Annotated in this window: 24 protein-coding genes and 2 pseudogenes; 18 read left to right on the top strand and 8 right to left on the bottom strand. The window is 72.5% G+C overall.

Translation table 11 applies throughout. The features are described from left to right. The first annotated feature begins 196 nt into the window (after nt 1–196). The 3 genes from ACFP3V_RS21230 (at nt 197) to ACFP3V_RS21220 (ending at nt 1,966) form a co-directional block, all read left to right on the top strand. The gene (locus ACFP3V_RS21230) at nt 197–988 is read left to right on the top strand and encodes a hypothetical protein (protein ID WP_380585760.1); all 792 of its coding nucleotides are present in this window, start codon (nt 197–199) and stop codon (nt 986–988) included. Between the two features lie 98 nt (nt 989–1,086). After that, the gene (locus ACFP3V_RS21225; protein ID WP_380585758.1) at nt 1,087–1,416 is read left to right on the top strand and encodes a rhodanese-like domain-containing protein; all 330 of its coding nucleotides are present in this window, start codon (nt 1,087–1,089) and stop codon (nt 1,414–1,416) included. Between the two features lie 46 nt (nt 1,417–1,462). Next, nucleotides 1,463–1,966, top strand: coding sequence for a GNAT family N-acetyltransferase (locus ACFP3V_RS21220; protein WP_380585756.1), 504 nt, complete (start codon nt 1,463–1,465; stop codon nt 1,964–1,966). A gap of 156 nt (nt 1,967–2,122) precedes the next feature. Here ACFP3V_RS21220 and ACFP3V_RS21215 read toward each other — a convergent pair whose 3' ends face one another. From ACFP3V_RS21215 to pdhA, 3 genes are read right to left on the bottom strand one after another with little or no spacing between them, the layout of a single operon-like run. Continuing rightward, complete coding sequence (locus tag ACFP3V_RS21215; protein WP_380585754.1) at nt 2,123–3,427, bottom strand: dihydrolipoamide acetyltransferase family protein; 1,305 nt, start codon at nt 3,425–3,427, stop codon at nt 2,123–2,125. Further along, on the bottom strand, nt 3,427–4,395 hold the full coding sequence (locus ACFP3V_RS21210; RefSeq protein ID WP_380585787.1) for an alpha-ketoacid dehydrogenase subunit beta: 969 nt from the start codon (nt 4,393–4,395) through the stop codon (nt 3,427–3,429). Before ACFP3V_RS21210 ends, ACFP3V_RS21215 begins: the two co-directional genes overlap by 1 nt. Before the next feature lie 35 nt (nt 4,396–4,430). Next, a complete protein-coding gene (gene pdhA / locus ACFP3V_RS21205) occupies nt 4,431–5,570 on the bottom strand; it encodes a pyruvate dehydrogenase (acetyl-transferring) E1 component subunit alpha (RefSeq protein ID WP_380585752.1) in 1,140 nt (379 codons plus the stop codon). 170 nt (nt 5,571–5,740) lie between these two features. Between pdhA and ACFP3V_RS21200 the strand changes: the two genes are divergently transcribed. Further along, on the top strand, nt 5,741–6,247 hold the full coding sequence (locus tag ACFP3V_RS21200; protein WP_380585750.1) for an Lrp/AsnC family transcriptional regulator: 507 nt from the start codon (nt 5,741–5,743) through the stop codon (nt 6,245–6,247). 177 nt (nt 6,248–6,424) lie between these two features. On the opposite strand, the gene ACFP3V_RS21195 is transcribed toward ACFP3V_RS21200, so the two are convergent. Then, complete coding sequence (locus ACFP3V_RS21195) at nt 6,425–7,030, bottom strand: TetR/AcrR family transcriptional regulator (protein WP_380585748.1); 606 nt, start codon at nt 7,028–7,030, stop codon at nt 6,425–6,427. Between the two features lie 77 nt (nt 7,031–7,107). Between ACFP3V_RS21195 and ACFP3V_RS21190 the strand changes: the two genes are divergently transcribed. The 7 genes from ACFP3V_RS21190 to ACFP3V_RS21160 all read left to right on the top strand — a co-directional run bounded on the left by ACFP3V_RS21190 (nt 7,108) and on the right by ACFP3V_RS21160 (nt 15,470). Then, nucleotides 7,108–8,553, top strand: a complete 1,446-nt coding sequence (locus ACFP3V_RS21190; protein WP_380585746.1) for an MFS transporter — start codon at nt 7,108–7,110, stop codon at nt 8,551–8,553. Continuing rightward, nucleotides 8,550–9,155 (top strand): MarR family winged helix-turn-helix transcriptional regulator, encoded by a 606-nt coding sequence (locus ACFP3V_RS21185; RefSeq protein ID WP_380585744.1) that lies wholly within the window; start codon nt 8,550–8,552, stop codon nt 9,153–9,155. The genes ACFP3V_RS21190 and ACFP3V_RS21185 overlap by 4 nt, the downstream gene beginning before the upstream one ends. A gap of 69 nt (nt 9,156–9,224) precedes the next feature. Then, nucleotides 9,225–10,910: a phenylacetic acid degradation protein PaaN gene (gene paaN, locus ACFP3V_RS21180; RefSeq protein ID WP_380585742.1), complete on the top strand. Its 1,686-nt coding sequence runs from the start codon at nt 9,225–9,227 to the stop codon at nt 10,908–10,910. 355 nt (nt 10,911–11,265) lie between these two features. Next, nucleotides 11,266–12,498 (top strand): ABC transporter substrate-binding protein, encoded by a 1,233-nt coding sequence (locus ACFP3V_RS21175; protein WP_380585741.1) that lies wholly within the window; start codon nt 11,266–11,268, stop codon nt 12,496–12,498. Nucleotides 12,499–12,544: 46 nt separating this feature from the next. Next, nucleotides 12,545–13,696, top strand: a complete 1,152-nt coding sequence (locus ACFP3V_RS21170) for an ABC transporter ATP-binding protein (protein WP_380585739.1) — start codon at nt 12,545–12,547, stop codon at nt 13,694–13,696. Next, on the top strand, nt 13,693–14,631 hold the full coding sequence (locus tag ACFP3V_RS21165) for an ABC transporter permease (protein ID WP_380585737.1): 939 nt from the start codon (nt 13,693–13,695) through the stop codon (nt 14,629–14,631). Before ACFP3V_RS21170 ends, ACFP3V_RS21165 begins: the two co-directional genes overlap by 4 nt. After that, nucleotides 14,631–15,470, top strand: a complete 840-nt coding sequence (locus tag ACFP3V_RS21160; protein ID WP_380585735.1) for an ABC transporter permease — start codon at nt 14,631–14,633, stop codon at nt 15,468–15,470. The genes ACFP3V_RS21165 and ACFP3V_RS21160 overlap by 1 nt, the downstream gene beginning before the upstream one ends. Before the next feature lie 16 nt (nt 15,471–15,486). Here the strand turns inward: ACFP3V_RS21160 and ACFP3V_RS21155 are convergent, their stop codons facing one another. Then, on the bottom strand, nt 15,487–16,029 hold the full coding sequence (locus ACFP3V_RS21155; RefSeq protein WP_380585733.1) for a CGNR zinc finger domain-containing protein: 543 nt from the start codon (nt 16,027–16,029) through the stop codon (nt 15,487–15,489). 94 nt (nt 16,030–16,123) lie between these two features. Between ACFP3V_RS21155 and ACFP3V_RS21150 the strand changes: the two genes are divergently transcribed. From ACFP3V_RS21150 to ACFP3V_RS21140, 3 genes are read left to right on the top strand one after another with little or no spacing between them, the layout of a single operon-like run. Then, nucleotides 16,124–16,588: a VOC family protein gene (locus tag ACFP3V_RS21150; protein ID WP_380585786.1), complete on the top strand. Its 465-nt coding sequence runs from the start codon at nt 16,124–16,126 to the stop codon at nt 16,586–16,588. Further along, nucleotides 16,588–17,490: a pyridoxamine 5'-phosphate oxidase family protein gene (locus ACFP3V_RS21145; RefSeq protein ID WP_380585731.1), complete on the top strand. Its 903-nt coding sequence runs from the start codon at nt 16,588–16,590 to the stop codon at nt 17,488–17,490. Before ACFP3V_RS21150 ends, ACFP3V_RS21145 begins: the two co-directional genes overlap by 1 nt. A gap of 4 nt (nt 17,491–17,494) precedes the next feature. Then, a complete protein-coding gene (locus tag ACFP3V_RS21140; protein ID WP_380585729.1) occupies nt 17,495–18,247 on the top strand; it encodes a TrmH family RNA methyltransferase in 753 nt (250 codons plus the stop codon). A 259-nt stretch (nt 18,248–18,506) separates the two neighbouring features. On the opposite strand, the gene ACFP3V_RS21135 is transcribed toward ACFP3V_RS21140, so the two are convergent. Together ACFP3V_RS21135 and ACFP3V_RS21130 are read right to left on the bottom strand one after the other, a co-directional pair. Further along, the gene (locus ACFP3V_RS21135) at nt 18,507–19,694 is read right to left on the bottom strand and encodes an HTTM domain-containing protein (protein WP_380585727.1); all 1,188 of its coding nucleotides are present in this window, start codon (nt 19,692–19,694) and stop codon (nt 18,507–18,509) included. Continuing rightward, nucleotides 19,691–20,437 carry a DUF5819 family protein gene (locus ACFP3V_RS21130; protein ID WP_380585725.1) on the bottom strand — a complete coding sequence of 249 codons (747 nt, stop codon included), beginning with the start codon at nt 20,435–20,437 and terminating at the stop codon, nt 19,691–19,693. Before ACFP3V_RS21130 ends, ACFP3V_RS21135 begins: the two co-directional genes overlap by 4 nt. 62 nt (nt 20,438–20,499) lie before the next feature. On the opposite strand from ACFP3V_RS21130, the pseudogene mobA reads away from it, so the two are divergent. From mobA to ACFP3V_RS21110, 4 genes and pseudogenes are all read left to right on the top strand, one after another. Next, nucleotides 20,500–21,072: pseudogene (gene mobA / locus ACFP3V_RS21125) on the top strand (molybdenum cofactor guanylyltransferase); the annotation flags it as partial. 288 nt (nt 21,073–21,360) lie between these two features. Further along, a pseudogene (locus ACFP3V_RS21120) lies at nt 21,361–21,615 on the top strand (DUF6457 domain-containing protein); the annotation flags it as partial. Beyond that, nucleotides 21,612–22,952, top strand: coding sequence for a molybdopterin molybdotransferase MoeA (locus tag ACFP3V_RS21115; protein ID WP_380585723.1), 1,341 nt, complete (start codon nt 21,612–21,614; stop codon nt 22,950–22,952). The pseudogene ACFP3V_RS21120 and the gene ACFP3V_RS21115, both read left to right, overlap by 4 nt. After that, nucleotides 22,946–23,992 carry a potassium channel family protein gene (locus ACFP3V_RS21110; RefSeq protein WP_380585721.1) on the top strand — a complete coding sequence of 349 codons (1,047 nt, stop codon included), beginning with the start codon at nt 22,946–22,948 and terminating at the stop codon, nt 23,990–23,992. The genes ACFP3V_RS21115 and ACFP3V_RS21110 overlap by 7 nt, the downstream gene beginning before the upstream one ends. 164 nt (nt 23,993–24,156) lie before the next feature. Here the strand turns inward: ACFP3V_RS21110 and ACFP3V_RS21105 are convergent, their stop codons facing one another. Further along, on the bottom strand, nt 24,157–25,269 hold the full coding sequence (locus tag ACFP3V_RS21105; RefSeq protein WP_380585719.1) for a hypothetical protein: 1,113 nt from the start codon (nt 25,267–25,269) through the stop codon (nt 24,157–24,159). Nucleotides 25,270–25,311 lie beyond the last annotated feature (42 nt).

Below are 25,311 nucleotides of genomic sequence, written 5' to 3'. Positions count from 1 at the left end.
GCATGCTCATGCGCCCCTCAAGGCAAGCACGGAACACGCGGGCGCAGGCCGGTAATCGCCAACTTTCGCCGTGTCCCGTGGTGCGCGCCCGAGCGCACGCCCTAGTGTGCGCCCTTCCTGCCGTCCGCGGGGCAAGTAGGGTGACGGGGCTGGCCAGATCCCTCCAAAGTGTCAAACAACGAGCAGTGAGGTTCTCATGACTGCCGACGGCCCCGCCCGGACGGTCCGCTGGGTGGACCCCGAGGAGCAGCGGCTCACCGAGAAGCTGGCGGAGGCCGAGACCGCCCTGGTCGACGCCGAGGTGGCCGTCGAGACCCTGCGTGTCGAGCTGGACAACTTCGCCCACCTGCACCATCAGCGCCTCGGTCCGATGTACGTCCGCCTCGACGAACTCGACGCGCTGATCGCGGAGGCGGTCGCCGCCCGGACCGGCGACCCGGCGGACATCCGCCGCGCGGTCCAGGCCCGTGCGGTGCTGGACCCCGAGCTGGAGCAGCTGGTGGCCGAGGCGGAGGCCGAGTCCGAGCCGGTGCCGCAGGCGCCCGAGCGGATCCGCCCCGACCGCGAGTCGCAGCGGCTCTACCGCGAGCTCGCCCGGCGGGCCCACCCCGATCTGGCCCAGGACCCGGACGAGGTGGAGCGCCGCGGCGCGTTCATCGCCCGGGTCAACGCCGCCTACGCGCGCGGTGACCTGTCCGGCCTGCAGCGGCTGGCGGACGAGTGGGCGGCGGGGGCCGGGGCGGAGACGGCCCCGGAGCCCGGCTCGGTCGAACGCGCCGAGTGGCTGCGCAGTCGGCTGGAGCGCCTCTCCGCCCGGCTGCGCCGACTGGAGGCGCTGCGCGCGGAACTGACGGAGAGTCCGATGGGCCAGCTGCTGATGCTGCTGCCCGAGGACCCCGACGCGCTGCTGGAGGTACTGGCCGAGCAGCTGCTGGCCACGGTGGCCGAGCGCGAGGCGGAGCTGGCCCGGGTGCTGGCGGAGGCCTGAGCGGTCCCCGCACCGGACGACCCCTGCACGGGACGGCAGTGGGGCCGGTCGGGGCAGAATGGCAGTCGGCCCTGACACCTCGTCTACGGAGTTGACCGATGTTCCCTGCCGCAGTTCCGACCGTGGCCGCTGCCGCCGTCCCCGCCGAAGGCCCGCTGCTGGACGTGCGCGAGCAGGACGAGTGGGACGCGGGCCACGTGGAGGGCGCGTTGCACATCCCGATCGGCGAGGTCGTCGCGCGCCTGGGCGAACTGCCCGAGGCGGAGCCGTTGTACGTGCTCTGCCGGGTCGGCGGCCGCTCGGCCCAGGTGGTGCAGTACCTCGTCGCGCAGGGACGCGAGGCGGTCAACGTGGACGGCGGCATGTTCGCCTGGGAGGCGGCCGGCCGTCCGCTGGTCAGTGAGAACGGAGCGCCCTTCGTCCTCTGAGCGCGGCTCGGAGGACGGCGGGGGAACGGAACAGGGGGAACGCGCAGTGAAGGACACCGGCCTGCTGGTCACGGACCGCGTGGAGCTCAGCCCGATCACGCCGCTGATCGCGGCGGAGCTGGTGCACGGCGTCGGCGGCGACGGAGGCTTCCGCTGGGCCGAGGGCGGCCCGTACGACGGGACCCGGGACGCGAGCGGCGCGCTGGTGCGCGCGTACGAGCGGGGGCTGTACCAGCCCGAGTGGGGCGCGTGGGTGATCCTCCGCCGCGAGGACGGCCTGGCCCTGGGCGGCGCGGGCTTCCACGGCCCGCCGACGGACGGTGTGGTCGAGATCGGCTACGACCTGGCTCCGGGCGCCCGGGGCAAGGGCTATGCCACGGAGACGGCACGGCTTTTGGTGGCCTACGCCTTCACGCACGCGGTGGTGCGGGTGGTCCAGGCCCACACGGAACCCACCAACCTCCCCTCCCAGGCGGTGCTCACCCGCGCGGGCTTCGTCCGCGACGGCGAGACCGAAGGCCTGTTCCGGTTCACTCGCACGTTGCCCTGAGGGGCGCGAGGAACGGGCGAGAAACCCACCACCCACGGAGGTCCGGCCCCTGTGCGGGACGAACCTCCGCGGGTGGTGGGTTTCTCGCGCCGGGGGGCACCTCCCGCCCGAAGGCTGGGGGATCCTCGCGCCCCTCACGGTCCCTGCAAGTGAGCGTCAGACGTAACGCAGAAGGCTCGCGGGGCTTTCCACTGCGTCAGCGACCATGCGGAGGAACCCCGCCGCCACCGCGCCGTCGCACACCCTGTGGTCGAAGGTGAAGGACAGCTGGGTGACCTGACGGACCGCCAGGTCCGTCGTCCCCGGTACCACCCAGGGCTTCGGGGCGATCCGGCCGACACCCACCATCGACGTCTCGGGGTGGTTGATGATCGGCGTCGAGCCGTCCACGCCGAAGATGCCGTAGTTGTTCAGGGTGAAGGTCCCGCCGGTCAGGTCCGCCGGGCTCAGTGAGCCCTCCCGGGCCGCCTGGGTCAACCGGGCGAGCTCCTCGGCAAGCTGTTCGGTCGTCAGGGACTGCGCCTCCCGCACCACGGGAACGACCAGCCCCTGCGGGGTCTGCGCGGCGAAGCCCAGCCCGATCGAGGCGTGCTGCCGGACGCCCGTGGCCCGGCCCTCCGCGTCGGTCACCACACTGCTGTTCAACTGCGGGTACTTGCGCAGCGCGGCGACGCACATCCGCGCCAGCAGGGCGAGCAGGGGCAGGCCCGACGCCGCCTTCGCGGCGAGCAGCTCGGTGGCGTCCGCGTCGACCCAGACGGTGACGTCGGGGATCTCCCGCCGACTGCGGCTGAACTTCTCCGCGGCCAGCCGTGCGCCCCCGCGCAGCGGGGTGACCCCGGCCTCGGACCCGGAAGTTCCGGCAGTTGCTGCCGTGCCTTCGATGGCTCGCTGCACGTCCGCGCGCAGGATCAGCCCGTCGGGGCCGGTGCCGGTGACCGTGCGCAGGTCGACTCCGTGCTCCTTGGCGAGACGGCGCACCAGCGGCGAGATCACCGCCACCGCTCCGACGGAGGCGACCGTGTCGGCCGTCGGCGCGGTCGGGGTGGCTGCGGCGCCCGCCGGAGCCCCTGCGGCACCGGCTGGGGCGGCGGCCGGCGGCTGGGTGGTGACCCGACGGCGCCGGGTCGTCGTGTGGCCGCTCGTGCCGTAGCCGACCAGGACGTTGCCCGAACCCTCCCCCGTCGCCGGGGCCGGGGGCTCGCCGTCCTGAGTCGCGGCCACCGCCACCGTGATCAGCGGGGCGCCGACCGGGAGTTCCGTGCCCGCGTCCGCGGCCAGGGTGGTGACCACGCCGGCGTAGGGGCAGGGGACCTCGACGACCGCCTTGGCGGTCTCCACCTCGACGACGGGCTGATCGACCGACACATGGTCGCCGACGGCGACCAGCCAGCGGACGATCTCGGCCGACGTCAGCCCCTCGCCGAGGTCCGGCAGGGCGAAGGTGCGCACCGTCGGCATCACTGCTCCCACTGGAGTCGGGCCACGGCGTCGAGGATGCGGTCGACTCCGGGCAGATGGTGCCGCTCCAGCATCGGCGGCGGGTAGGGGATGTCGAAGCCGCTGACCCGCAGCACGGGCGCGGCCAGGTGGTGGAAGCAGCGTTCGGTCACCCGGGCCGCGATCTCCGCGCCCATCCCGGCGAAGCCCGAGGACTCGTGGACCACCACGGCACGGCCCGTCGCGCGGACAGCGGCGCAGACGGTCTCGTCGTCGAAGGGGACCAGCGTGCGCAGGTCCACCACGCCCACGTCCAGCCCGTCCTCACGGGCCGCCTCAGCGGCCTCCAGGCAGACCGGAACGGACGGCCCGTAGGTGATCAGCGTGGCCGAGGTGCCGGGCCGCAGAACGGCCGCACGGCCCAGCGGCGGTACGGGGGCCGGGGCGGCCGCGGACCACTCCGCCTTGGACCAGTAGAGCCGCTTGGGCTCCAGGAAGACGACCGGGTCGTCCGAGGCGATGGAGGCGCGCAGCAGGCCGTAGGCGTCCGCCACCGTGGCGGGCGTGACCACGTGCAGGCCCGGGGTGTGCGCGTAGTAGCTCTCGGAGGAGTCGCTGTGGTGCTCCACGCCGCCGATGCCGCCGCCGTAGGGGATGCGGATGGTCAGCGGCAGCGGCAGCCTGCCCGCCGTGCGGTTGCGCATCTTGGCGACGTGCGAGACCAGTTGCTCGAACGCGGGGTAGGCGAAGGCGTCGAACTGCATTTCCACGACGGGGCGCAGGCCGTACATCGCCATGCCGACGGCGGTGCCGAGGATGCCGGCCTCGGCCAGCGGGGTGTCCAGGCAGCGGTCCGCGCCGAATTCGGCCGCCAGGCCGTCGGTGATCCGGAAGACGCCGCCCAGGGTGCCGACGTCCTCGCCCAGCACATGGACTGACGGGTCGTCACGCATGGCGTCGCGCAGCGCGGAGTTCAGCGCCTGCGCCATGGTCGCGGAGGTCTGGGGAGCGAGGGTGCTGGTGCTCACGCGCCGGCCTCCGCCTCGATCTCGGCGCGCAGCTGGGCGGCCTGCTCACGCAGTTGCGGGGTGGGCTCGGCGTAGACGTGGGCGAAGAGGCTGAGCGGGTCGAGTTCTGGTTCCACGTGAAACATCGCGCGCATCCGTGCGGCGAACTCCTCGGCTTCCTCGGTGAAGCGGGCGGCTGTGGCGTCGTCCAGCAGCCCGTGGGCGCGCAGGGACCGCTCCAGCAGCGGCAGCGGATCGCGCTCGCGCCAGTGCTCGACCTCTTCGGGGGTGCGGTAACGCCCGGCGTCGTCGGCGTTGGTGTGCGCGTCGAGGCGGTAGGTGATCGCCTCGACCAGCACCGGCCCGTGCCCCGCGCGGGCGTGCGCGACGGCCTCGGTGAGCACGGCATGCACGGCGGCGGCGTCGTTGCCGTCCACCAGGCGGCCCTGGATGCCGTAGCCGACCGCCTTGTGGGCGATGGTCGGCGCGGCGGACTGCTTGGCCAGCGGGACGGAGATGGCGTAGCCGTTGTTCTGCACCAGGAAGACCACAGGCGCGTTGAGCACGCCCGCGAAGTTCAGAGCCTCGTGGAAGTCGCCCTCGCTGGTGCCGCCGTCGCCGACCATCGCGAGTGACACGACGTCATCTCCCCTAAGCCGCGCGGCATGTGCGAGGCCGACGGCGTGCGGGGCCTGCGTGGCGAGCGGGGTGGACAGTGGCGCGGTGCGCCAGGCGTGCGGGTCGTAGCCGCTGTGCGCGTTGCCGCGCAACAGGGTCAGCGCTTCCACGGGGTCGACGCCGCGGGAGACGACGGCGAGCGTGTCCCGGTAGCTGGGGAAGAGCCAGTCGGTGGGTCGCAGCGCCAGCGCGGCGGCGATCTCGCAGGCCTCCTGGCCGGTGGAGGACGGGTAGACGGCCAGGCGGCCCTGCTTGGTGAGGGCGGTGGCCTGCTGGTTGTAGCGGCGACCGAGGACGAGCCTGCGGTAGAGGTCGAGCAGCGTCTCGCCGTCCTTGGCGGCGAGCTGCGCCTCCGCGGCGGTGCCGAGGAGCCGGAACGGCTCCGGGTCGGGCAGCAGGGGCGCGGGGTCGCGCCGGGGCCCGTGGGCCTCGGGCGGCCAGACGGCGGACTGCTGTCCTGGCTGTTCGAGCAGGGTCATGGAAGGCACCTCCAGGGTGGGGGGTGACCGGTCGCGGGCGTGGTGCGTCCTCCCTACCGATTGTTCGGTCTGTTGATCGAACTGGCTATGGGTGCGCGGGCATGGTGGACAAACGGCTCGGTTGGCGGTGAAGTGGTGTCAGCTCGTCCACTGAGGGAGGGCAGGGGGTCATGGCGGCTGAACAGATGGCCGGGGCTGCGGCAGGTACAGGTCACGAGCCGGTGCAGCGGGCGCTGGACCGGGTGGACCAGGCGATCCTGCGCCTGCTCCGGCAGGACGGCCGGGCGTCGATCCGCGCGGTGGCGGAGCAGGTGCACATCTCCCGCGCCAACGCCTACGCGCGCATCGCGCGCATGGTCGACGACGGGGTGATCCGCGGATTCACGGCCCGGGTCGACCACGAGCGGGCGGGGCAGGGGGCGTCGGCGTACGTCACGCTGAAGATCGTCCAGAACTCGTGGCGCGAGGTGAAGGACGCGCTGGTCGCGCTGCCCGGAGTGGCCCATGTGGCCCTGGTGGGCGGTGACTTCGACGTGCTGATGCTCGTGCACACCCGGGACAACCGGGCCCTGCGGGAGCTGGTGCTGACGCGCATTCAGTCCGTCCCCGGCGTGCTGAGCACGCAGACGCTCCTGGTCTTCGAGGAAACGGACGTCGCCTCCCACGCCGGGGAGTGAGCGCCGAGCCGGCCCCGCTGCGCGCGGCGCTTCGCGCCCGCAGGGCGGCCGGCGCCCACCAGCGGGGCCGTCGCGGTTCGGTCGTGCGCAAAGCGGTGCCGCCGCGCCTGGCTCGGCGCCGCCCCGGGAGCGAGGGCCGTGGGCTGGCGACCCGCCTCCCGGACGAGGGCTTTCCGGCTATCCGCGCGGAGCGTGGGCGCGGAGACCGTCGAAGGCGAGGTGGGTCAGGGCGTCGATGACCTGGGCGGGGTCGCCGTCCTTGTCGGGGCGGTACCACTCGACCAGGGAGTTGACCATCCCGAAGAGCAGCCGGGTGGCCAGCCGGGGCTCGATGTCGGGGCGGAGGTCGCCGTCCTTCTCCGCGGCCGCGACGATCTCGGCCACGCGGTGGTCGAACTCCCGGCGGCGCGCCAGCGCCCACTGCTCGGTGCGGGTGTTTCCACGGACGCGCAACAGCAGCGTCACGTACGGGAGTTCGGCGATCAGCACCTCGGTCATCCGGCGGATGACGTGTTCCAGCCGCGCCACCGCCGGGCCCTCCGACGCCGCGGTCTCGTCGAGGATCGCGAACAGGCCGTCCAGGGCGCGGCCGACCGCGAGGCGCAGCAGTTCCTCCTTGCCGCGCACGTGGTGGTAGATCGAGGACTTGGAGATCCCCGCGGCCTTCGACAGGTCCTCCATCGACGTGCCGTCGTAGCCGCGGTCGTTGAAGACCCGGACCGTCACCGCCAGCAGCGAGTCCACGGTGTAGCTGTCCCGCCGCGCCCGCGTCTGTTCGACCATGCGCACGAGTATCGCAGCCCTGGCATTAGTTGTATAGTTGAAACTGTTGTAGTCACTGAATCATCGGGGAGGCGGCCGTGCCGGAGCTGACAGCCAGGAGGCGGTTCCTGGTCCTGGCGATCTGCTGTATGAGCCTGTTCATCGTGGGCCTCGACAACACGATCGTGAACGTGGCCCTCCCCGACATCCAGCGCCAGCTGCACGCGCCGGTCTCCGGGCTGCAGTGGGTGATCGACGCCTACACCGTCGTCCTGGCGTCGCTGCTGATGCTGGCCGGGTCCACCGGGGACCGGCTCGGGCGGCGGCGGGTGTTCCAGTGCGGGCTCGCGCTGTTCACGCTCGGCTCGCTGCTGTGCAGCCTCGCGCCGGGGCTCGGCTGGCTGATCGCCGCGCGGACCGTCCAGGCCGTCGGCGGCTCGATGCTCAACCCGGTGGCGATGTCGATCATCACCAACACCTTCACCGACGCCCGTGAGCGGGCTCGCGCCATCGGCGTCTGGGGCGCCACCGTGGGCCTCTCCATGGCGCTCGGCCCGGTGGTCGGCGGCCTGCTCGTGGGGGCGGTCGGCTGGCCCTCGATCTTCTGGATCAACATCCCGGTCGGCCTGGCCGCGCTGGTTCTCGCCGGACGCTTCATCCCCGAGTCCCGCGCCGCCCGCCCCCGCCGGGTGGACCCGGCCGGTCAGCTGCTGGTGATCGCCCTGCTGGCGTCCCTCACCTACGGGATCATCGAGGCCCCGAGTGCGGGCTGGATCTCGGCCCGGACCATGCTCTGCTTCGCCCTGGCCGCGGCCTCCCTGGTCGGCCTGCTGCTGGTGGAGTCGCGTCGCCCGGAGCCGCTGATCGAGCTGCGCTTCTTCCGCAGCGTGCCCTTCTCCGGAGCCACCGTGATCGCGGTGAGCGGCTTCGCCGCGCTGGCCGGGTTCCTCTTCCTCAACACCCTCTACCTGCAGGACGTCCTGGGCTACAGCGCCGCCAAGGCGGGCCTCTACACGCTGCCGATGGCGGCGATGACCGTGCTGTTCTCGCCGCTGTCCGGGCGGCTGGTCGGCGCCCGGGGGCCGCGGCTGCCGCTGGTGGCCGCGGGGGTCTTCATCACCGCGTCCGGGCTCGTGCTGACCGGCCTGTCCGCCACCACCTCCACGGCCGTGCTGTTCACCGCCTACGCGCTGTTCGGCATCGGCTTCGGGCTGCTCAACGCGCCGATCACGAACACCGCCGTCTCCGGCATGCCGCGCAGCCAGGCCGGAGTGGCGGCCGCGGTGGCCTCCACCAGCCGCCAGGTCGGCCAGTCGCTGGGCGTCGCGGTCATCGGCTCCGTGGTCACCTCGGCCGTGGTGGGCGACTTCCGCAGCGGCTTCGCCGCCGCCAGCCACATCGGCTGGTGGATCGTCACCGGCTGCGGGCTGACCGTCCTGCTGCTCGGTATCCTCACCACCGGCCGCCCGGCCCGGCGGACCGCCGAGCGCACCGCGGCCGCGTTCACCACCGAGGACACCCGGACGGCGGTCGGCAGCTCATGACGGACACTCAGCAGGCGCGCGACGCACGGCAGGCAGCCCACGCCGAACCACCGCGCGAGGGGCAGCCCGCCGCCGACCTCCAATCGGCCCGCGAGGGCCGGCCCTCCGGCGACGCCGGCCCCCGGCCGGCCCCCGACGGCCGGCCCTCCGGCGACGCCGAGCCCGCCCGGCCCGCCGATGACCAGCACGCCAGCGACGCCGCTGCCCGCGCGCTCGCGGCGATGCAGGCGCTGATCCTGGACAACGACCGCCGCCGCAGCGTCGCCGAGGCCACCGGCATCAGCTTCGCCCGCAGCCGGGCGCTGCGCCGACTGGTCCAGCGTCCGCTGCGGATGAGCGAGTTGGCGGCCAAGCTGGCCACCGACAAGCCCTACACCACGCTGATCGTCGACGACCTGGTCCGGCGGGGCCTGGTGGAGCGGACCACCGATCCGGACGACCGTCGGTGCAAGCTGGTCAGCCTCACCGAGACCGGCCGGGCCATGGCCCTGCGGGCCCAGGAGATCCTCGCCCAGCCCCCGGAGGGGCTCTTCCGGCTCACCCCGGCGGAGCTCGAAACCCTCGCCGCGCTCCTGGAGAAGGCCGCCGACCGCCCCTCGTGAACCGACCGATCATTCGGTTAGTGTGGCAGGAGGCAGTGTCGCCGGAGCCCTCACGAGGAGTGCGCAGCCATGGCTCACCACCCCCTGATCGAACGTCACCAGGCCGTTCTGGACCGCGCCGTGGCGGCGCTGGCCAGTCGGGACTACTGGTCCCCGTTCCCCGAGTTCCCGAAGGCCTACGGCGAGACCGCCGTGGCCGACGGGGCCGCCGCCTTCGAGGCGCTGAAGGGCGGTGAGCTGCTGACCGACCAGCCCGGGACGGACGGCCGCGTCGGCCCAGGCCCCGAGCAGGGCGGCGAGGTCTCGCCGTACGGTCCGGAGCTGGGGATCGCCTACCCCCACGCCTCCTCCCCGGACGCGCTCCTCGCGGCCATGGAGGCCGCCCAGGCGGACTGGGCCAAGGCCACGCCGCTGTTCCGCGCCGCGGTCTGCGTGGAGATCCTGATGCGGATCAACGCGCGCTCCACCGAGTTCGCCCAGGCCGTCATGCACACCACCGGCCAGGCCTTCGGCATGGCCTTCCAGGCCGGCGGCCCGCACGCGCAGGACCGCGGCCTCGAGGCGGTGGCGGTGGCCTACGCCGAGCAGACCCGGATCCCGGCCCGCGCCGAGTGGACCAAGCCGCAGGGCAAGCGCGAGCCGCTGGTCATGGAGAAGGAGTTCGTGACCCGCCCGCGCGGCGTCTCGCTGCTGATCGGCTGCAACACCTTCCCCACCTGGAACGGCTTCCCCGGCCTGTTCGCCTCCCTGGCCACCGGCAACCCGGTGCTGGTCAAGCCGCACCCACGGGCGGTGCTGCCGCTCGCGCTGACGGTCGCCGTCGCCCGTGAGGTGCTGGCCGAGGCCGGGTTCTCGCCGGACGTGGTCCTGCTCGCCCCGGAGCTTCCGGGAGAGGGCCTGGCCAAGACGCTCGCCGTCCGTCCCGAGGTCAGGATCATCGACTACACCGGCTCCACCGCCTTCGGTGACTGGCTCGAGGAGAACGCCCGCCAGGCGCTCGTCTACACCGAGAAGGCCGGTGTGAACAGTGTGCTGATCGCATCGACCGACAACTACCAGGGGATGCTCTCCAACCTCGCGTTCTCGCTCTCCCTGTACAGCGGGCAGATGTGCACCAGCCCGCAGAACCTGCTCATCCCGCGCGAGGGTGTCGCCACCGACCAGGGCGTCAAGTCCTTCACCGAGGTGGTCGACGACCTCGTCGGCGCCGTCAACTCGCTTCTGGGGGACGACAGTCGGGCGGCGGCGCTGCTCGGCGCGATCGTCAACCCGGGCGTGCTCGACCGCGTGGAGCGGGCCGGCAAGGGCGAGTACGGCGAACTCGCTCTGGCGCCAAGGGCGGTGACGGTGCCCGAGTTCCCGGAGGCGGTCTCCCGCACCCCTGCTCTGGTGGTCCTGGACGCCGCCCGCGACGAGCTGCCCGGCGAGTGCTTCGGCCCGGTGGCCTTCGCCGTCGCCGTCGAATCCGCCCATGAGGGAATCGAGTTGATGGAGCGCACGGTCCGTGAGCGCGGTGCCATGACGGCCCTGGCCTACACCACGGACGCCGACACCGAATGGCGCGTCGTGGGCGCCTGCGTGGACGCCGGCGTCTCGCTCTCGCTCAACCTGACCGGCGGGGTCTACGTCAACCAGACCGCGGCCTTCTCCGATCTGCACGGCACCGGCGCAAACCCGGCCGCCAACGCCGCCTACGCGGACTCGGCCTTCGTGGCGAACCGCTTCCGCGTCATGGAGGTACGCCGCCCGGCGTAACCGCCGCGAGCGGATATCCAGGGGCGCGGGGCCGAAGGTCCCGCGCCCCTGAATCATGCGTGCCCGGGGAACCGAATGGAATTTGCAGAGCAGAAAGAGAGCTGTTTCGCCTTTTACAGGCTGTAGGTAGCCGAAAGAACCCCGGATCACCGAGGGTGAGGGGCAGGTGCGGATCACGTTGCCGAACGGCTCGGTTGATAACGATTTCGGGGTCAACACAGCGTAGGGCCGTGGAAAACACAAGCGGCGCCCCCTAATCTCTGCGGAATCGCCGCCAGTGCCGCGTCGGGCTCCCTGACGCGGCACTGAGTCGCACCCGTGGTGCACGTCCGCGAGAGAAAGGCCCTCCTCCCCCATGACGGGTCCCCGTTCGATCGACCTGCTGCGGTTCGCCAACCGCACGCGAACCCGTGCCGCCGCCGCGCGGATGAGCCGGCGCTCGCTGCTCAGGGGCGGCGCCGCGCTGGCCGGTGCGGCCGGCCTCAGCGCCTGCGGCGTACCCGGACATGTCGTCCCCAAGGGCGTCAAGGCCACCGGCCAGGCAGGCCACGACTACTCGGACGCCGAGAAGAGCCTGGTCTTCGCCAACTGGCCGCAGTACATCGACGTGGACGACAAGGACCAGAACAAGCGGCCCACGCTCGACGCCTTCGTCAAGCAGACCGGGATCAGGGTCCAGTACCTCGAGGTCGTCAACGACAACAACGACTGGTACACGAAGATCGACCCCTCGCTGGTCAAGGGCATCGACCCCGGCTACGACATCATGGTCGTCAGCGACTACATGATCCCCAAGTACCGGACCTACGACTACATCCAGCAGCTCGACCTGGCGAACATCCCCAACCACGCCAACCTGCTGCCGGACGTGCTCAAGGACCCGGGCGACCCGGGTCGTCTCTTCTCCATCCCCTGGGCCTACGGCTACACCACCGTCGCCTACAACTCCAAGCTGGTGAAGCAGCCCATCACCTCGATCGCCGAGGTCTTCACCCGCGCCGACCTGCACGGCAAGGTGTCGCTGTTCTCCGAGATGGAGGACACCATGGCGCTCGCCATGCTGGCCACCGGCGCCGACCCGGAGAAGTTCACCGACGCCGAGTTCAGCAAGGCGCTGGAGTACGTGCGGCAGGCCAAGAACTCCGGGCAGATCCGCACCTTCACCGGCAACGACTACCTGTCCGACTTCCAGAACGGCAACACCGCGGTCACCATGGCCTACTCAGGTGACGTCGCCCAGCTGGGCAAGGACTACCTGGTCACCGTGAACCTGCCCAAGGAGGGACTGCTCTCCTGGAGCGACAACTGCGTGATCCCCAACTTCGCCCGGCACAAGAAGAACGCCGAACGGCTGCTCAACTACTACCTCCAGCCCGAGGTCGCCGCCGAGCTGGACGACTGGATCGAGTACATCCCCGTGGTCAAGGGCGCCGAGGCGGCGCTGAAGGACCTGGACCCGGACGCCGCGGGCAACCCGCTGATCGTCCCCACCTCGGCCATGCGCGCCAACTCCCACGGCTTCATGGCCCTGGAGATCCATCAGCTGGACGAGTACACCCACCGCTTCCAGCAGGTCATCGGCCAGTGACCGCCGCCCCCACCTGGACAGTCAACTCCCGGACAGGAGAAGCTCGATGAGCTCCAACGACGTACTCGGCCGCAGCGCGGGCGGCGACCTGCGCCTGGTCGGGCTGACCAAGCGCTACGGTTCCTTCACCGCCGTCGACGACCTCAGCCTCACCGTGCCGCAGGGCTCCTTCTTCGCCCTGCTCGGCGCCTCCGGCTGCGGCAAGACCACCACGCTCCGTATGGTCTCCGGCCTGGAGGACCCGACGATCGGTCAGATCTTCCTCGGCGAGGAGGAGGTGACCGACCGCAAGCCCTACCAGCGCCCGGTCAACACGGTCTTCCAGAACTACGCGCTCTTCCCCCACCTGGACATCTTCGAGAACGTGGCCTTCGGCCTGCGCCGCCGCGGCATCAAGGACGTGAAGAAGCAGGTCACCGACATGCTCGACCTGGTCGAACTGGGCCACGTCGCCAAGCGCAAGCCGGGCCAGCTCTCCGGTGGCCAGCAGCAGCGCATCGCCCTGGCCCGCGCCCTGATCAACCAGCCGCAGGTGCTGCTGCTGGACGAGCCGCTGGGCGCCCTGGACCTCAAGCTGCGCCGCCAGATGCAGATCGAGCTCAAGCGGATCCAGACCGAGGTCGGACTGACCTTCGTCCACGTCACCCACGACCAGGAGGAGGCCATGACCATGGCCGACACCATCGCGGTGATGAACGCCGGGCGGATCGAGCAGATGGGCTCGCCGGCGGAGCTCTACGAGAACCCGCAGACCACCTTCGTCGCCAACTTCCTGGGGCAGTCCAACCTGATCCAGGGCACGGTCGAGGGCGTGACCGGCGACGTCGTGACCATCTCCGCGCACGGCAGCAAGCTCACCGCGGACGCGAGGCGCTGCAAGGTCCGCAGCGGCGCGGTGATCCTCGGCGTCCGCCCGGAGAAGGCCCAACTCGCCACCGACGCAAGCGGGATCCCGGCCGGCTCCAACGTGCTCAGCGGCACGGTCGTGGACACCTCCTTCATCGGCGTCTCCACCCAGTACCTGGTCAGGCTGGCCGGCGGCGAGGAGTTCTCGGTGTTCGAGCAGAACACCGGCCGCGCCATCCAGCGCCCCGGCACCGAGGTCTCCGTCTACTGGGACCCGAGCCAGGGCTTCGGCCTCGACGGCGGCCAGGACATCGACGCCGGTGCGGAGTTGGACGAGGAGGCCGCCGCGTGACGACCGGAACGCTGACCGCCGAGCCGCCCGAGGTGGCGGCTCCGCCGGCGGAGGAGCGCAGGCCGCGGCGGAACCTGCTGCCCTGGCTGCTGCTCGCGCCCGGCCTGCTCTGGCTGGTGCTGTTCTTCCTGGTGCCGATGTTCACGGCGGTCTCCGCCTCGTTCCAGCACGGCAACTACGACGAGGGCTTCACCGTCCAGTGGCACTACGCCTGGAGCAACTACTGGGACACGCTCAGGCTGACGTGGCCGCAGATGTCGCACTCGCTGGTCTACTCCGTGCTGTGCACGGTGTTCTGCCTGGCACTGGCGTACCCCGTGGCCTACTTCATCGCCTTCCGCGGCGGCAGGTGGAAGAGCCTGTTGATGGCGCTGGTGATCGTGCCCTCGTTCACCAGCTTCCTGATCCGGACCATCGCCTGGAAGACGATCCTGGCCGACCAGGGGCCGGTGGTGCACGCGCTGAACAGCCTGCACATCCTCAAGGTGACCTCGGCGCTCGGCTGGACCGTCGGCGACCACGTGATCAACAGCCCCGCCGCGGTGGTCTGCGGCATGGTCTACAACTTCCTGCCGTTCTGCATCCTGCCGCTCTACACCTCGCTGGAGAAGATCGACCACCGGCTGCACGAGGCCGGGGCCGACCTCTACTGCAACGCCTTCACCACCTGGCGGCGGATCACCCTGCCGCTGTCCATGCCCGGCGTGGTGGCGGGCACCCTGCTGACCTTCATCCCGGCGGTCGGCGACTACATCAACGCCCAGCTGCTGGGCAACGCGAACACCGGCGTGGTCGGCCAGAAGATCGAGTACATGTTCCTGCGCAGCACCAGCGACTACCCGGCGGGCTCGGCCCTGTCCGTGGTGATGATGGTGGGCACGCTGGTGCTGGTGCTCGGTTACATCAAGAAGGCCGGGACGGAGGATCTGCTCTGATGGCTGCTCAGACCGCTCCGCTCGCGGTGCGACGGAAGTCCCCGCTGGCCTGGGCCCGCGAGCACGCGCTCGGCGTGGTGGCCTTCCTGGTCTTCGTCTTCATGCTGCTGCCGAACGTGGTCATCCTGTGGATGTCCTTCAACCGGCAGGAGGGCAAGTACAACTACACCTGGAACGGCTTCTCGCTGGAGGGGTGGAAGAACCCCTGTGCCAGCAACGAGATGTGCCACAGTCTGGGCCTCTCGGTGGAGATCGGCCTGGTGGCGACGGTGGTCGCCACGCTGCTGGGGACGATGATCTCCTTCGCTATGGTGCGCCACCGCTTCAAGGCCCGCTCCGGCATCAACGCCCTTCTCTTCCTGCCGATGTCGGCCCCCGAGGTCGTCATGGGCGCGACGCTGGCCGCGCTGTTCTTCAACACCATCGGCCCCGGCTCGATGGGCTTCTGGACCATCACCATCGCCCACGTGATGTTCTGCGTCAGCTATGTGGTGGTGACGGTCAAGGCCCGACTCGCGGGCATGGACCCGACGTTGGAGCGCGCGGCGCAGGACCTGTACGCCACGCCGACGCAGACCTTCATGAAGGTGACGCTGCCGCTGGTCGCCCCCGGCATCGCGGCGGCGGCCCTGCTGGCCTTCGCGATCTCGGTGGACGACTACATCATCACGGTCTTCACGGCGGGCAAGCTGGAGACCTTCCCGATGTACATCTGGGGCTCGGTGCAGCGGTCCTATCCGGTCCAGATCGACGTGATCGGCTCGATGATGCTGCTCGGCACCATGCTGGTCATCGCCCTCTCCCAGGTCCTGGGCCGGGCGCGGGCGGCGCGCCGCTGACGGCGGCCGACTCCCCTCAGGGGCGCGGGGTCTCCCCGCGCCCCTTCGCGTTGGCCACCTTGCTGTAGTGGCGGGACGCCTTGGCGCGGTTGCCGCAGCGCTCCATCGAGCACCAGCGGCGGCGGCCGTTCTGCGAGGTGTCGTAGAAGTGCAGAATGCAGCTCTCGTGGGCGCAGACCCGGATCCGGTCGCGTCCCCTGGCGACCAGCTTGAGGAAGTCGTCCGCCGCCAACCACGCGGGGAGCCAAGCGGGTTCGTCGATCTGCAGCTCGTCGCGCGGTCCGGCCGGAGTGAGCACGCGCTGGATCCGGCCGTGCGCCAGCACCTTGTTGAGACCCTCCACGTCCGCCGGATCGGCAACTGCCGCGCGCAGCGCGACCCTTGTGAAGAGCAGCGCGTCGCGTGTCGCGTCCTCGTCCGAACTTCGTTCCAGGCCCCGCAGTTTGAGCCAGAGTGCGGTCCCGCCCTCCTCCGCGAACAGGTCGAAGCCGCGCTTGAAGGTGTTCACCAGGTCGAGCGAGAGCGGCTCGTCGGGCAGCGGGCGGGGATCCTCGGTCATGCCGGCAAGTCTAACCCTTCAGGGGTCGTGAACCGGTTTGCCTTCGCCGTGACTAACCCCTACTGTCATCCATACCGGTTAGACAGAGGGAGAGATCATGACCGTGACCCAGCTCCACACCGGCCACGTCGGCCTGAACGTCACCGACCTCGACCGGTCGCTGCGCTTCTACCGCGAGGTCTTCGGCTTCGAGCACCTCGGCGGCTCGGGGGAGGACACCGAGCCGGGCCACCGCTACGCCCGCCTGGGGCGGGACGGGCGGCTCGTGCTGACGCTCTGGCAGCAGGCCGCCGACGCGCACCAGCGCGACCTGGCCGGCCTGCACCACCTGGCCTTCGAGGTCGACTCGGTGGAGGCGGTCAAGGAGGTCGAGTGGTCGCTCAAGGAGCGGGGCGCCCGCTTCCAGTACGACGGGATCGTCCCGCACGGCCCGAGCCGGACCTCGGGCGGCATCTTCTTCGAGGACCCGGACGGCACCCGGCTCGAGGTCTACACGCCCGCGATCGACGGCGCTGCCGAGCCTCCCGTCGCCTCGGCGCCGACCTGCGGGTTCTTCTGATGGCCGTCCTCCAAGGGCCCGGCTACCACCCCGGCGAGCTGGCCGCCCAGCGCCGGGCCGGCGAGACGGACCGGGCCGCCCATCTCGCCCGCAGCCTGCGGACCGAGATTCCCGACGTGGCGGCGCGGTTCCTGGCGGACCGTCAACTGCTGGCCGTGGGGGCCGTGGACGAGGAGGGGCGGGTGTGGGCCACCGTCCTGTCCGGTCCGGCAGGGTTCGCCACCGCGCCGGACCCGCGGACCGTCCGGGTGGCCGCCCGACCCACGGCGGGCGACCCGCTGGCCCCGCTCTTCGCCGAGGGTGCCCGGTCGCGCCTCGGCACCCTCGCGCTGGAGCCGACGACGCGTCGGCGGATGCGGGTCAACGGGCGGGCGGTCGCCACGGCGGAGGGCGTCCGCATCCGGACGGAGGAGGTCTTCTCCAACTGCCCCAAGTACATCCAGAAGCGGCAGGTGGTCGCCGCGTCCGACGCCGCCGTCCGGCCCGGCCCGGTCCGTCGCGGCCCGGAACTGGGCGTGGCCGACGGAGTACGGCTGTCCACCGCCGACACCTTCTTCCTCGCCACGGCCGACGCGGAGGGCCGTGCCGACATCTCCCACCGCGGCGGAAACCCCGGCTTCCTGCGGGTGCTCTCGCCGACCCGGCTGCGCTGGCCGGACTACCCCGGGAACGCGGCGTTCATGTCCCTGGGAAACCTGGAGGTCAATCCCTCGGCCGGGCTGGCCGTCCCCGACTGGGAGACGGGCGACCTGCTGCTCGTGCAGGGGCGGGCGGCCGTCGAGTGGGACGCCGCGGACCGTGCCGTCGAGCTGACGGTGGACCAGGTGGTGCACCTGCCCGGCGCGCTGCCACTGCGCTGGTCCGAGCCGGAGTTCTCGCCCGCGAACCCGCCCGTAGGGTAGGCGGGTGACCGACGCCGCTGCCCTGGCCCGCTGGACGGAACTCGCCGCCTCGCCCGAGTACGTCCTGCTCGACGGCTTCCACGCGCTGAAGCACGCGCTGCGCTTCGGGGCGGAGGTGCCCGTCGTCCTCACCTCGGACCGGCCGGGCGTGCGGGCGCTGGCGGCGGACCTCGCTCCGGACGTGGCCGCGCCGCTGGACACCCTGCTCGTCGACGTGCCGCGGGCCGCGCTCCGCGCGCTGCTGCCGCGCCTGCACGCCACAGAGGTGGCGGGCCTGGCCCGGCGTCCGCGGGCTGTGGACCACCTGGCCCGGGTAGCGGCCTCGGAGAGCCCGACGGTCCTCCTGGACAATCCCCGCAACCTCGGCAACGTGGGCGCCGTCGTCCGCCTCTGCGCGGGCTTCGGCGCGGCGGGCGTGCTGACGACGGGGGACCTCGACCCCTGGCACCCGAACGCCCTCCGCGGCGGCGCGGGCCTCCACTTCGCGGTCCCGGTGGAGCGGGTGACGCCGGATCAGATCCCCACCGGGCGCGGTCCCTTGCTCGCCCTGGATCCCGAGGGCGAGAACCTCCACGCGGTGGACATCCCGCCCCACGCGGTCCTCGCCTTCGGCTCGGAACGCCAGGGCCTCAGCGCGTCCGTCCGCGCCCGCGCGGACGCCCTGGTGGCCATCCCCATGCGCCCCGGCGTCTCCAGCTTCAACCTGGCGACGAGCGTGGGAATGGCCCTCTTCCACTGGCAGGGAACCCATTCCTGACCTTCGGCGATGCCCGATAAGCCAAGCCGGGGCCGGGGTACGCGGCGGTCCGGTCCGGGGTGCTGTCGCCGGAACTCCCGGAAGGACCGGATGACTTCGTCGGCGGAGCCGAAGGCCGCCGGGAGGGCCCGAGGTGGCTCTCGGCCTGCCGCTGCTCGGTGAGGCGCCCGACGGCGGCCCGGCCGGCGACTCCTCATCCGAGGGGCGCCATCAGCCCATCGGAACGCGTCGACGTTCCCCTGTCCTCGCCGAATCGCCCTCAACCCCCGGAAACGGCCTGCTCCGGGCGGTCAGGGGCGAAGGAAGAGCGCGGGTTCGAGTGGCGCACGCGGGTAGCCAGGCGGTGCCGGAGGGCGCCACCCCCGTGGCCCACGCGCTGCAGAAACGTCGTGGGCAGGAACACCGAGTCCGCCGCGATCATGGCCAGGGAGAAGAAGGGCAGGCCCAGCGCCACCGCGATGCCCACGTGTTCGGCCATCATCAGCACCAGCAGGACGTTCTTGATCCGCCGGTTGAACACCAGGAACGGGAACCCCACCTGCATGATCACCGTGCCGTAGGTCACCAGCGTCAGCACCACCGCGCTGCCCGACAGCAGGCCCGACAGGCCGGGCCAGGGCTCGAAGTACGGGATGTGGAGCGGGAACCAGACCGCGGTGCCGCCCTGCCAGAGCGAGCCCTGGATCTTGTACCAGCCCGCCGTCGCGTAGACCAGGCACACCTCCGCCGCGATGACCAGCATCGCCGCCGTGTGCACCAGGTTTGCCAGACCGTTCAGCAGGCGGTGCCACTCGCCCTGCGGGACGCGGCGGTTGACGGACCACCAGATGCCGACCGCGGCCCAGTACGCCCAGAAGAACGTCCCCCAGGAGTACCAGCCGAAGTCCAGCATCCCCAGTTTCGCGAAGCCGCTCACCTGGGCGGCCGCCAACGCCGCCCCCAGCATCAGCCACAGCACCGGGCCGGACCGGTCGCGGCCGCGCGGGGGACGCCTCGCGTCCAGCGACCAGACCTCGCCGCACCGCGTGAACGGGAGGTACAGGGCCATCAGGTGGACGACGTTGTCCCCGCCGTCCCCGACCAGCACGGCCCGGTTCTGCACGGACAGCACCAGCACCAGGAACAGCAGCGTCGTCGCCCGGGTGCGCCAGCCGAGCAGCAGCAGGGCGCTCACGGCGATGGCCGCCGCGTAGACGCACTCGAACCACACCCGGGAGTCCGACCACACCAGCACCGTGAAGGAGTGGTTCTGCGCGAGCATCTGCCGCGCCAGGTCGCCGCTCCAGGCGGCGCCGTCGCCGTACAGCTCCAGCCGGTGCGGCCACTCGCGGAGCAGGAACGCGCCGAAGGTCAGCGCGAAGCCGATGCGGACCATCGCCGCCTGGTAGGGGGCGACCGGACGGAGCGTCAGTCCGTCCAGCATGCGGGCGGCCCGGTCGGCGATCATGGCGTGGCCTCCAGCGTCAGCCCGGTGAAGTCGTCGGCGGAGACGGCCCACCAGCCCAGCGTTCGGTAGCCGGGCGCGGTGTGCTGGGCGGCTCCGGTCCACCCGGGGCCGGAGACCGGGACGGTCTCGGCACGCAGTCGGAGCTGCACGATCGGTTGCCCGTGCCAGGTGCGGCCGATCCGCTGCAGCGCCAACCGCTTGAGGTACTCGACGGAGAGCGGGCCGCCGTAGCCGGTCGAGTGCTCGTCCTGGTCGTCGTGCCAGGAGGTGTAGTAGTCCCAGGCCCGGCGCAGCAGGTTCTGGTGGACGTGGCTCGGCAGGAGGTTGCCGCGGATCGCGGCGAGGTCCTCGTCGGTCAGGTCGATCCACGCCTCGTCCGTGCGGACGCCGCCCTGGAGCGTCTGCACCTGGGCCTGGAGGTGGACGGTCTGCTGCAGCGGGTTGGGCGCGAACAGCTGCCAGTTCTGCTCGAACTCCGGATAGACGTGTGCCGTCACCTGGTTCTGGTAGCGCTGCGAGACCGGGTTGGCGGGCGCGATGGCCAGGAAGACCGTGCCCAGGTGGTAGGCGGCGGCGCCGAGCAGCGCCACCGCGGCCGCGGCCAGGACGAGGGTGACGGCGCGGCCGCGTGGCGGAGCCCCTTCCTGCGGCGCGTCGCGCTGCGCCGGGACCGCGGGTGGTGTGGGCGTCGCGGGCGTCGCGGGTATGGCGGGCGTCTCGGTGTCCTGCTGGTGGTCGGGCACGAGCGGAAGGCTAGTTCAGGCAGGGGAATGATCGGGAGCACAGGACCGGGGAGACTGAGGACATGGAGCTGGAGCCTTTCGACGCACTGGTCCTGGCGGGCGGCGCGGCCCGGCGTCTGGGCGGCGAGGACAAGCCGTCCCTCCGGATCGGCGGGGTGACGCTGCTGGACCGGGTCCTGACGGCCTGCGCGGACGCGGGCGCCCGGACCCTGGTCGTGGTCGGCCCGGAGCGGCCGACGCAGCGGCCGGTGCGGTGGGTCCGCGAGGACCCGCCCGGTGGCGGCCCGGTCGCGGCGATCGCGGCGGGGCTGCAGGCGGTGACGGCGGATCAGGTGCTGGTCGCCGCGGCGGACCTGCCGTTCCTGGACGCGGGGACCGTGGACCGCCTGCGGGCGGGGGCGGTGACGCCCGGCGTGGCCGTCGCGATGCTGGTCGACGGCGACGGCCGCGACCAGCCCCTGGTCGCCGTCTACCGGACGGCGCCGCTGCGTCGGCAGCTCGCCACGCTCGGAGATCCGAACGGCGCCCCGCTCCGCAAGGTGGTCGCTGCGCTGGCCACCCACCGCCTGCCCGACCCCCTCGGGGCGGGCGTGGACGTCGACACCTGGGAACAGGTCCGCCTCGCGCGGGCCCGAGCGGCGAGCCGCCCCCGTTGACGCCCCACCACGTGGACCGCCCGATCACCCGGTGCTCGACCGGCCCTCGCGGGGGCGGACGTTCATGCCCCTGGGCCGCACCCGGCCGAAGGCCCACGGCGGACCCGACTCCGCCGGGACATGGGTCTGAACACACCGCGCTGCGCGCGGAGTTCGGGCCTTCACCGGGCGAAGCGGACCCCGCCTCCTGTGCCGGGGGCAGTACCAGCCGACCGGCGCGCAGCGGAACAAGGCGTGCCGGTGTGCCCGTCGTGGAGGGGCGTCGGGGAACATAGGGGCGTGCTGGATGAATGGATCGCCGCTGCGAAAGCCGAGCTCGGGCTCGATGACCTGACCGTGGACACGAGCATGCTGCTCGACATGACCAAGGACGTCGCCCACAACATCGCGCGCCCCGCCGCGCCGTTGACCGCCTTCCTGGTCGGGTACGCCGCCGCCAGGGCCGGCGGGGGGACCGTGGCCGTCGACGAGGCCGCCGCCAAGATGTCGTCGCTCGCCGCCCGCTGGGAACGCGGGGAATGACCGGCTCCGGCGCCGGGCCGGACCTGCTGGCCGCCTACCCGTTCCTGCAGCCGGCCCCCCGCCGCCCCGGCTCGGCCGATTCGCCTGCCCTGACCGGGGGAGACGTTCCCTACGACGTGGACGCGGAAGAGGGGCAGGAACGGCAGCCCGTGCGCGAGTTGAGCTGGAACCAGGCCCGGCGGGCCGCCGCCCGCGCGGCCGTGCCGCTGCCGCCGGTCACCGTGGCCGCCGACGCGACCGCGCTCGGCGCGGCCCTCGCCGAGCCGCTCACCGCCGCCACCGACCTCCCCGCCTTCGACACCTCCGCCATGGACGGCTGGGCGGTGTCCGGCCCCGGCCCCTGGCGTCTGCTGGCCACCGACGCGGCGACCGGGCTCGCCGGCGGCGCCTGCGCGGCCGCGCTGCCCGACGGCTGCGCCGTCCGCATCGCCACCGGCGCACCGCTCCCGCCCGACGCCACGGCCGTACTCCGCCGCGAGGACGGCGAGGTGACGGACGGTCAGCTCCGCGAGACCGGCGCCGAACCGCTGGCCACCGGCCGCGACATCCGCCCGCGCGGGCAGGAGTGCCGCCGCGGCGAGACGCTGCTGCCCGCTGGGACCGTGGTCACCCCGGCCGTGCTCGGGCTCGCCGCCGCCGCCGGACGGGACGGGTTGACGGTCCGTCGGCGTCCGTCGGTCGAGCTCTTCGTCCTCGGCGACGAGCTGCTGACCTCCGGTGTCCCCAGCGGCGGCCGGATCCGCGACGCGCTCGGCCCGCTGCTGCCGTCCTGGCTGCGCGGGTACGGCGCGGCGGGGGACGCGGAGCCCCACCGGATCCCGGACGACCTGGGCGCGCTGACCACCGCGCTGCGCGGCTGCACCGCCGACGTCGTGGTCACCACCGGCGGCACGGCCGCCGGGCCAGTGGACCATCTCCACGACGCGCTCCGGGAGTTGGACGCGGAGCTGCTGGTCGACGGGGTCGCCGTCCGCCCGGGGCACCCGATGCTGCTGGCCCGGCTCGCCCCGGGCCGCTGGATCGTCGGCCTTCCCGGCAACCCGCTCGCCGCCGTGGCCGGAGCCGCGACGCTGGCGGAACCGCTGCTGCGTACGCTGGCGGGGCTCCCCGCGACGGAGCCCTACCGCTGCCCCGCCGCGGCCGCGCTGCCCTGGCACCCGCACGACGCCCGGCTGGTCCCGGTCCTGCTGCCCGAACGGGGCGCGGTCCCGCTAGGGTTCGACGGCCCGGCGATGCTGCGCGGCCTGGCGCTGGCCGAGGGACTCGCGGTCGTGCCGCCCGGCGGCGTGGCGCCGGGGGAGGTCGTCGAGATCCTCGAGGTCCCCGGCGGATGCTGACGCGGGAGGAGGACACGGCCGAGGCAGGGCTGCAGTGGATCCGCCTGCCGGAGCACGTCGAGCCCCCGCTGCGGCAGGTGCTGCGCCGGCTGGCGCTGGCCCTGCTGGTGCTGGTCCTGACCGCACTGCTCGTCTACGCCGACCGCAGCGGCTACCACGACAGCGCACGGGGGCACCCGGACCTGCTGGGCTCCTTCTACTACGCCACGGTGACCCTCTCGACGACCGGCTACGGCGACATCACGCCGGTCAGCGCGGGCGCACGGCTCGTCAACATCCTGGTGATCACGCCGCTGCGCGTGCTCTTCCTGATCATCCTGGTCGGCACCACGCTGGAGGTGCTGACCACCCGCACCCGTCGGCTGTGGCGGATCAACCGCTGGAGGTCGTCCTTGGACCAGCACGTCGTGGTGATCGGCTACGGCACGAAGGGCCGCAACGCGGTGGAGACGCTGCTCACCAAGGGCGTGCAGCGGGGCCAGGTCGTGGTGGTGGACCCGACGCAGAAGGCGGTCGCGGTGGCCAACAGCGACGGCCTGGCGACCGTGATGGGCGACGGGACCCGGACGGAGGTGCTGCGCCGGGCGGAGATCGAGCGTGCCGCGCACATCATCATCGCCCCGCAGCGGGACGACACTGCGGTGCTGGCCACGTTGACGGTACGTCAGCTGAACCGCACCGCGGTGGTGACCGCGGCGGCCCGCGAGGAGGAGAACGCCCCCCTGCTGCGGCAGAGCGGGGCGACGTCGGTGATCACCACGTCGAGCTCGGCCGGCCGCCTGCTGGGGGTCTCGGCGCTGAGCCCGAACTCGGGCGCGGTGCTGGACGACCTGCTGACGGTCGGCAACGGACTGGACGTGATCGACCGGCCGGTCCGGGCGTCGGAGGTGGGCAGGAGCCCCGCCGAGTGCGGCGACCTGGTGGTGGCGGTGGTCCGGGGCAAGCGCAGACTGGCGTACAACGAGCCCGAGGCGGGCAGGCTGCAGCCCATGGACCGCGTCATCGCCATCCGGCGCACGGATCCCACCATCCCGCTGTAGCGCCCCGCGGCCCCGCAGGGGCCCCGCAGGGGCGCGAGGAACTGCGCAACCGACCCACCACTCGGGGAGGTTCGACCCCGATTGCGGGCCGGACTTCCCCGAGTGGTGTGTTTCTCGCGCAGTTCCTCGCGCCCCTGAAAAGGCCCCTGACGGGGCCTCCAGGGTCACGGGGGGCCGGGGCCGAGGAGCCAGAGGGCTCCGTACGCGGCGGACGCCGCGGCGAGCGCGGTGAGGAGGGCGACCGTCCAGCGGGGACGCAGCGTGGCGAGCCAGGTGGCGAGCGGCAGGAACAGGGGGAATCCCGGCAGCAGCAGCCTCGGCTTGGAGTTGAAGTACGCCTGCGCGCCCAGCGACATCGCGACGATCACCCCCGTGTAGACCAGCAGGGGCACGGGCTGACGCTGCCTCAGGCACGCCGCGTAGGCCCACAGCACCAGCGCGACGAAAGCCAGCAGGCCGATCCCCGCGCCGGGGGAGTTCGTCAACTGCCGCCAGACGAACCGGCCGTACGCTGCGCCGAAGTCGAAGCCGTTGCCCCAGTCGCCCTGGATCCGCAGGTAACCGGCCAGACCGCGGCCGGTCCGGGCGCCGACCCAGAGCACGTAGCCGGCCAGGCCCAGGGGGGCGATCGCGGCGCCGAGCCAGCGGCCGCCGCCGCGGCCCAGGGCCACACCGGCCCAGACCGCGGCCACGACGGCCGCTCCCGAGGGCCGGGTCAGGCCCGCCGCCGAGGCCAACACGCCTGCCGCCACCCAGCGTTCGCGCAGGACGCAGCAGAGCGCCCACGCCGCGAACGCGGTGAACAGGGACTCGGTGTACGCCATCGACTGGAGCACGCCGATCGGCAGTGCCGCCCAGACCACGACCAGCAGGGTGGCCGCCCGGGTGCCGGCCACCCGCTCCCCGACCGCGAAGATCCCGAGTGCCGCCGCCAGCGAGGCCACGGCGCTGACGGCCAGGCCGGCGTCCGGTTCGGAGAGACCGGTGGCCGCGTGCAGCAGCCGCTCCAGCCACGGCAGCATGGGGAAGAAGGCCAGGTGGGAGTGGGCACCGGCGCCGCGCGCGTGCGGACTGGCGACATAGCCGGGCCAGAAGTAGCCGTGCCGCGCGATGTCGGAGTACCAGAGCGAGTCCCAGCGCGCGGACAGCAGCTGGTGCGGGCTGCGCCCCTCCGCCCCGGCCCAGGCGGCCAGGACCGCCAGGCCCAGCAGCCGGATCCCGGCGTAGAGCCCGAGCGCGGGCAGGGCTCGGCGGAACACAGCGGGCAGACGGATCACCCGAGCACGGTATCCGGCGGGTCTGCGAGTAGCGTCGTGGCC

Origin of the sequence: Streptacidiphilus monticola, from assembly GCF_042658505.1 — a bacterium.
GTDB lineage: Bacteria > Actinomycetota > Actinomycetes > Streptomycetales > Streptomycetaceae > Streptacidiphilus > Streptacidiphilus monticola.
Note: the sequence above shows the minus strand (reverse complement) of the source record. Positions and strands in the feature narration are given on the sequence as shown.

Bases quoted from the DNA above. Each gene is read 5' to 3' on its own strand.
- ACFP3V_RS21185 (WP_380585744.1), top strand. From the start codon at position 8,550: ATGACGGACACTCAGCAGGCGCGCGACGCACGGCAGGCAGCCCACGCC.
- ACFP3V_RS21230 (WP_380585760.1), top strand. From the start codon at position 197: ATGACTGCCGACGGCCCCGCCCGGACGGTCCGCTGGGTGGACCCCGAG.
- ACFP3V_RS21195 (WP_380585748.1), bottom strand. From the start codon at position 7,030: ATGGTCGAACAGACGCGGGCGCGGCGGGACAGCTACACCGTGGACTCG.
- ACFP3V_RS21200 (WP_380585750.1), top strand. From the start codon at position 5,741: ATGGCGGCTGAACAGATGGCCGGGGCTGCGGCAGGTACAGGTCACGAG.
- ACFP3V_RS21155 (WP_380585733.1), bottom strand. From the start codon at position 16,029: ATGACCGAGGATCCCCGCCCGCTGCCCGACGAGCCGCTCTCGCTCGAC.
- ACFP3V_RS21175 (WP_380585741.1), top strand. From the start codon at position 11,266: ATGACGGGTCCCCGTTCGATCGACCTGCTGCGGTTCGCCAACCGCACG.
- ACFP3V_RS21145 (WP_380585731.1), top strand. From the start codon at position 16,588: ATGGCCGTCCTCCAAGGGCCCGGCTACCACCCCGGCGAGCTGGCCGCC.
- paaN (WP_380585742.1), top strand. From the start codon at position 9,225: ATGGCTCACCACCCCCTGATCGAACGTCACCAGGCCGTTCTGGACCGC.
- ACFP3V_RS21210 (WP_380585787.1), bottom strand. From the start codon at position 4,395: ATGGCGCAGGCGCTGAACTCCGCGCTGCGCGACGCCATGCGTGACGAC.
- ACFP3V_RS21225 (WP_380585758.1), top strand. From the start codon at position 1,087: ATGTTCCCTGCCGCAGTTCCGACCGTGGCCGCTGCCGCCGTCCCCGCC.
- ACFP3V_RS21170 (WP_380585739.1), top strand. From the start codon at position 12,545: ATGAGCTCCAACGACGTACTCGGCCGCAGCGCGGGCGGCGACCTGCGC.
- ACFP3V_RS21110 (WP_380585721.1), top strand. From the start codon at position 22,946: ATGCTGACGCGGGAGGAGGACACGGCCGAGGCAGGGCTGCAGTGGATC.
- ACFP3V_RS21135 (WP_380585727.1), bottom strand. From the start codon at position 19,694: ATGATCGCCGACCGGGCCGCCCGCATGCTGGACGGACTGACGCTCCGT.
- ACFP3V_RS21215 (WP_380585754.1), bottom strand. From the start codon at position 3,427: ATGCCGACGGTGCGCACCTTCGCCCTGCCGGACCTCGGCGAGGGGCTG.
- pdhA (WP_380585752.1), bottom strand. From the start codon at position 5,570: ATGACCCTGCTCGAACAGCCAGGACAGCAGTCCGCCGTCTGGCCGCCC.
- ACFP3V_RS21160 (WP_380585735.1), top strand. From the start codon at position 14,631: ATGGCTGCTCAGACCGCTCCGCTCGCGGTGCGACGGAAGTCCCCGCTG.
- ACFP3V_RS21115 (WP_380585723.1), top strand. From the start codon at position 21,612: ATGACCGGCTCCGGCGCCGGGCCGGACCTGCTGGCCGCCTACCCGTTC.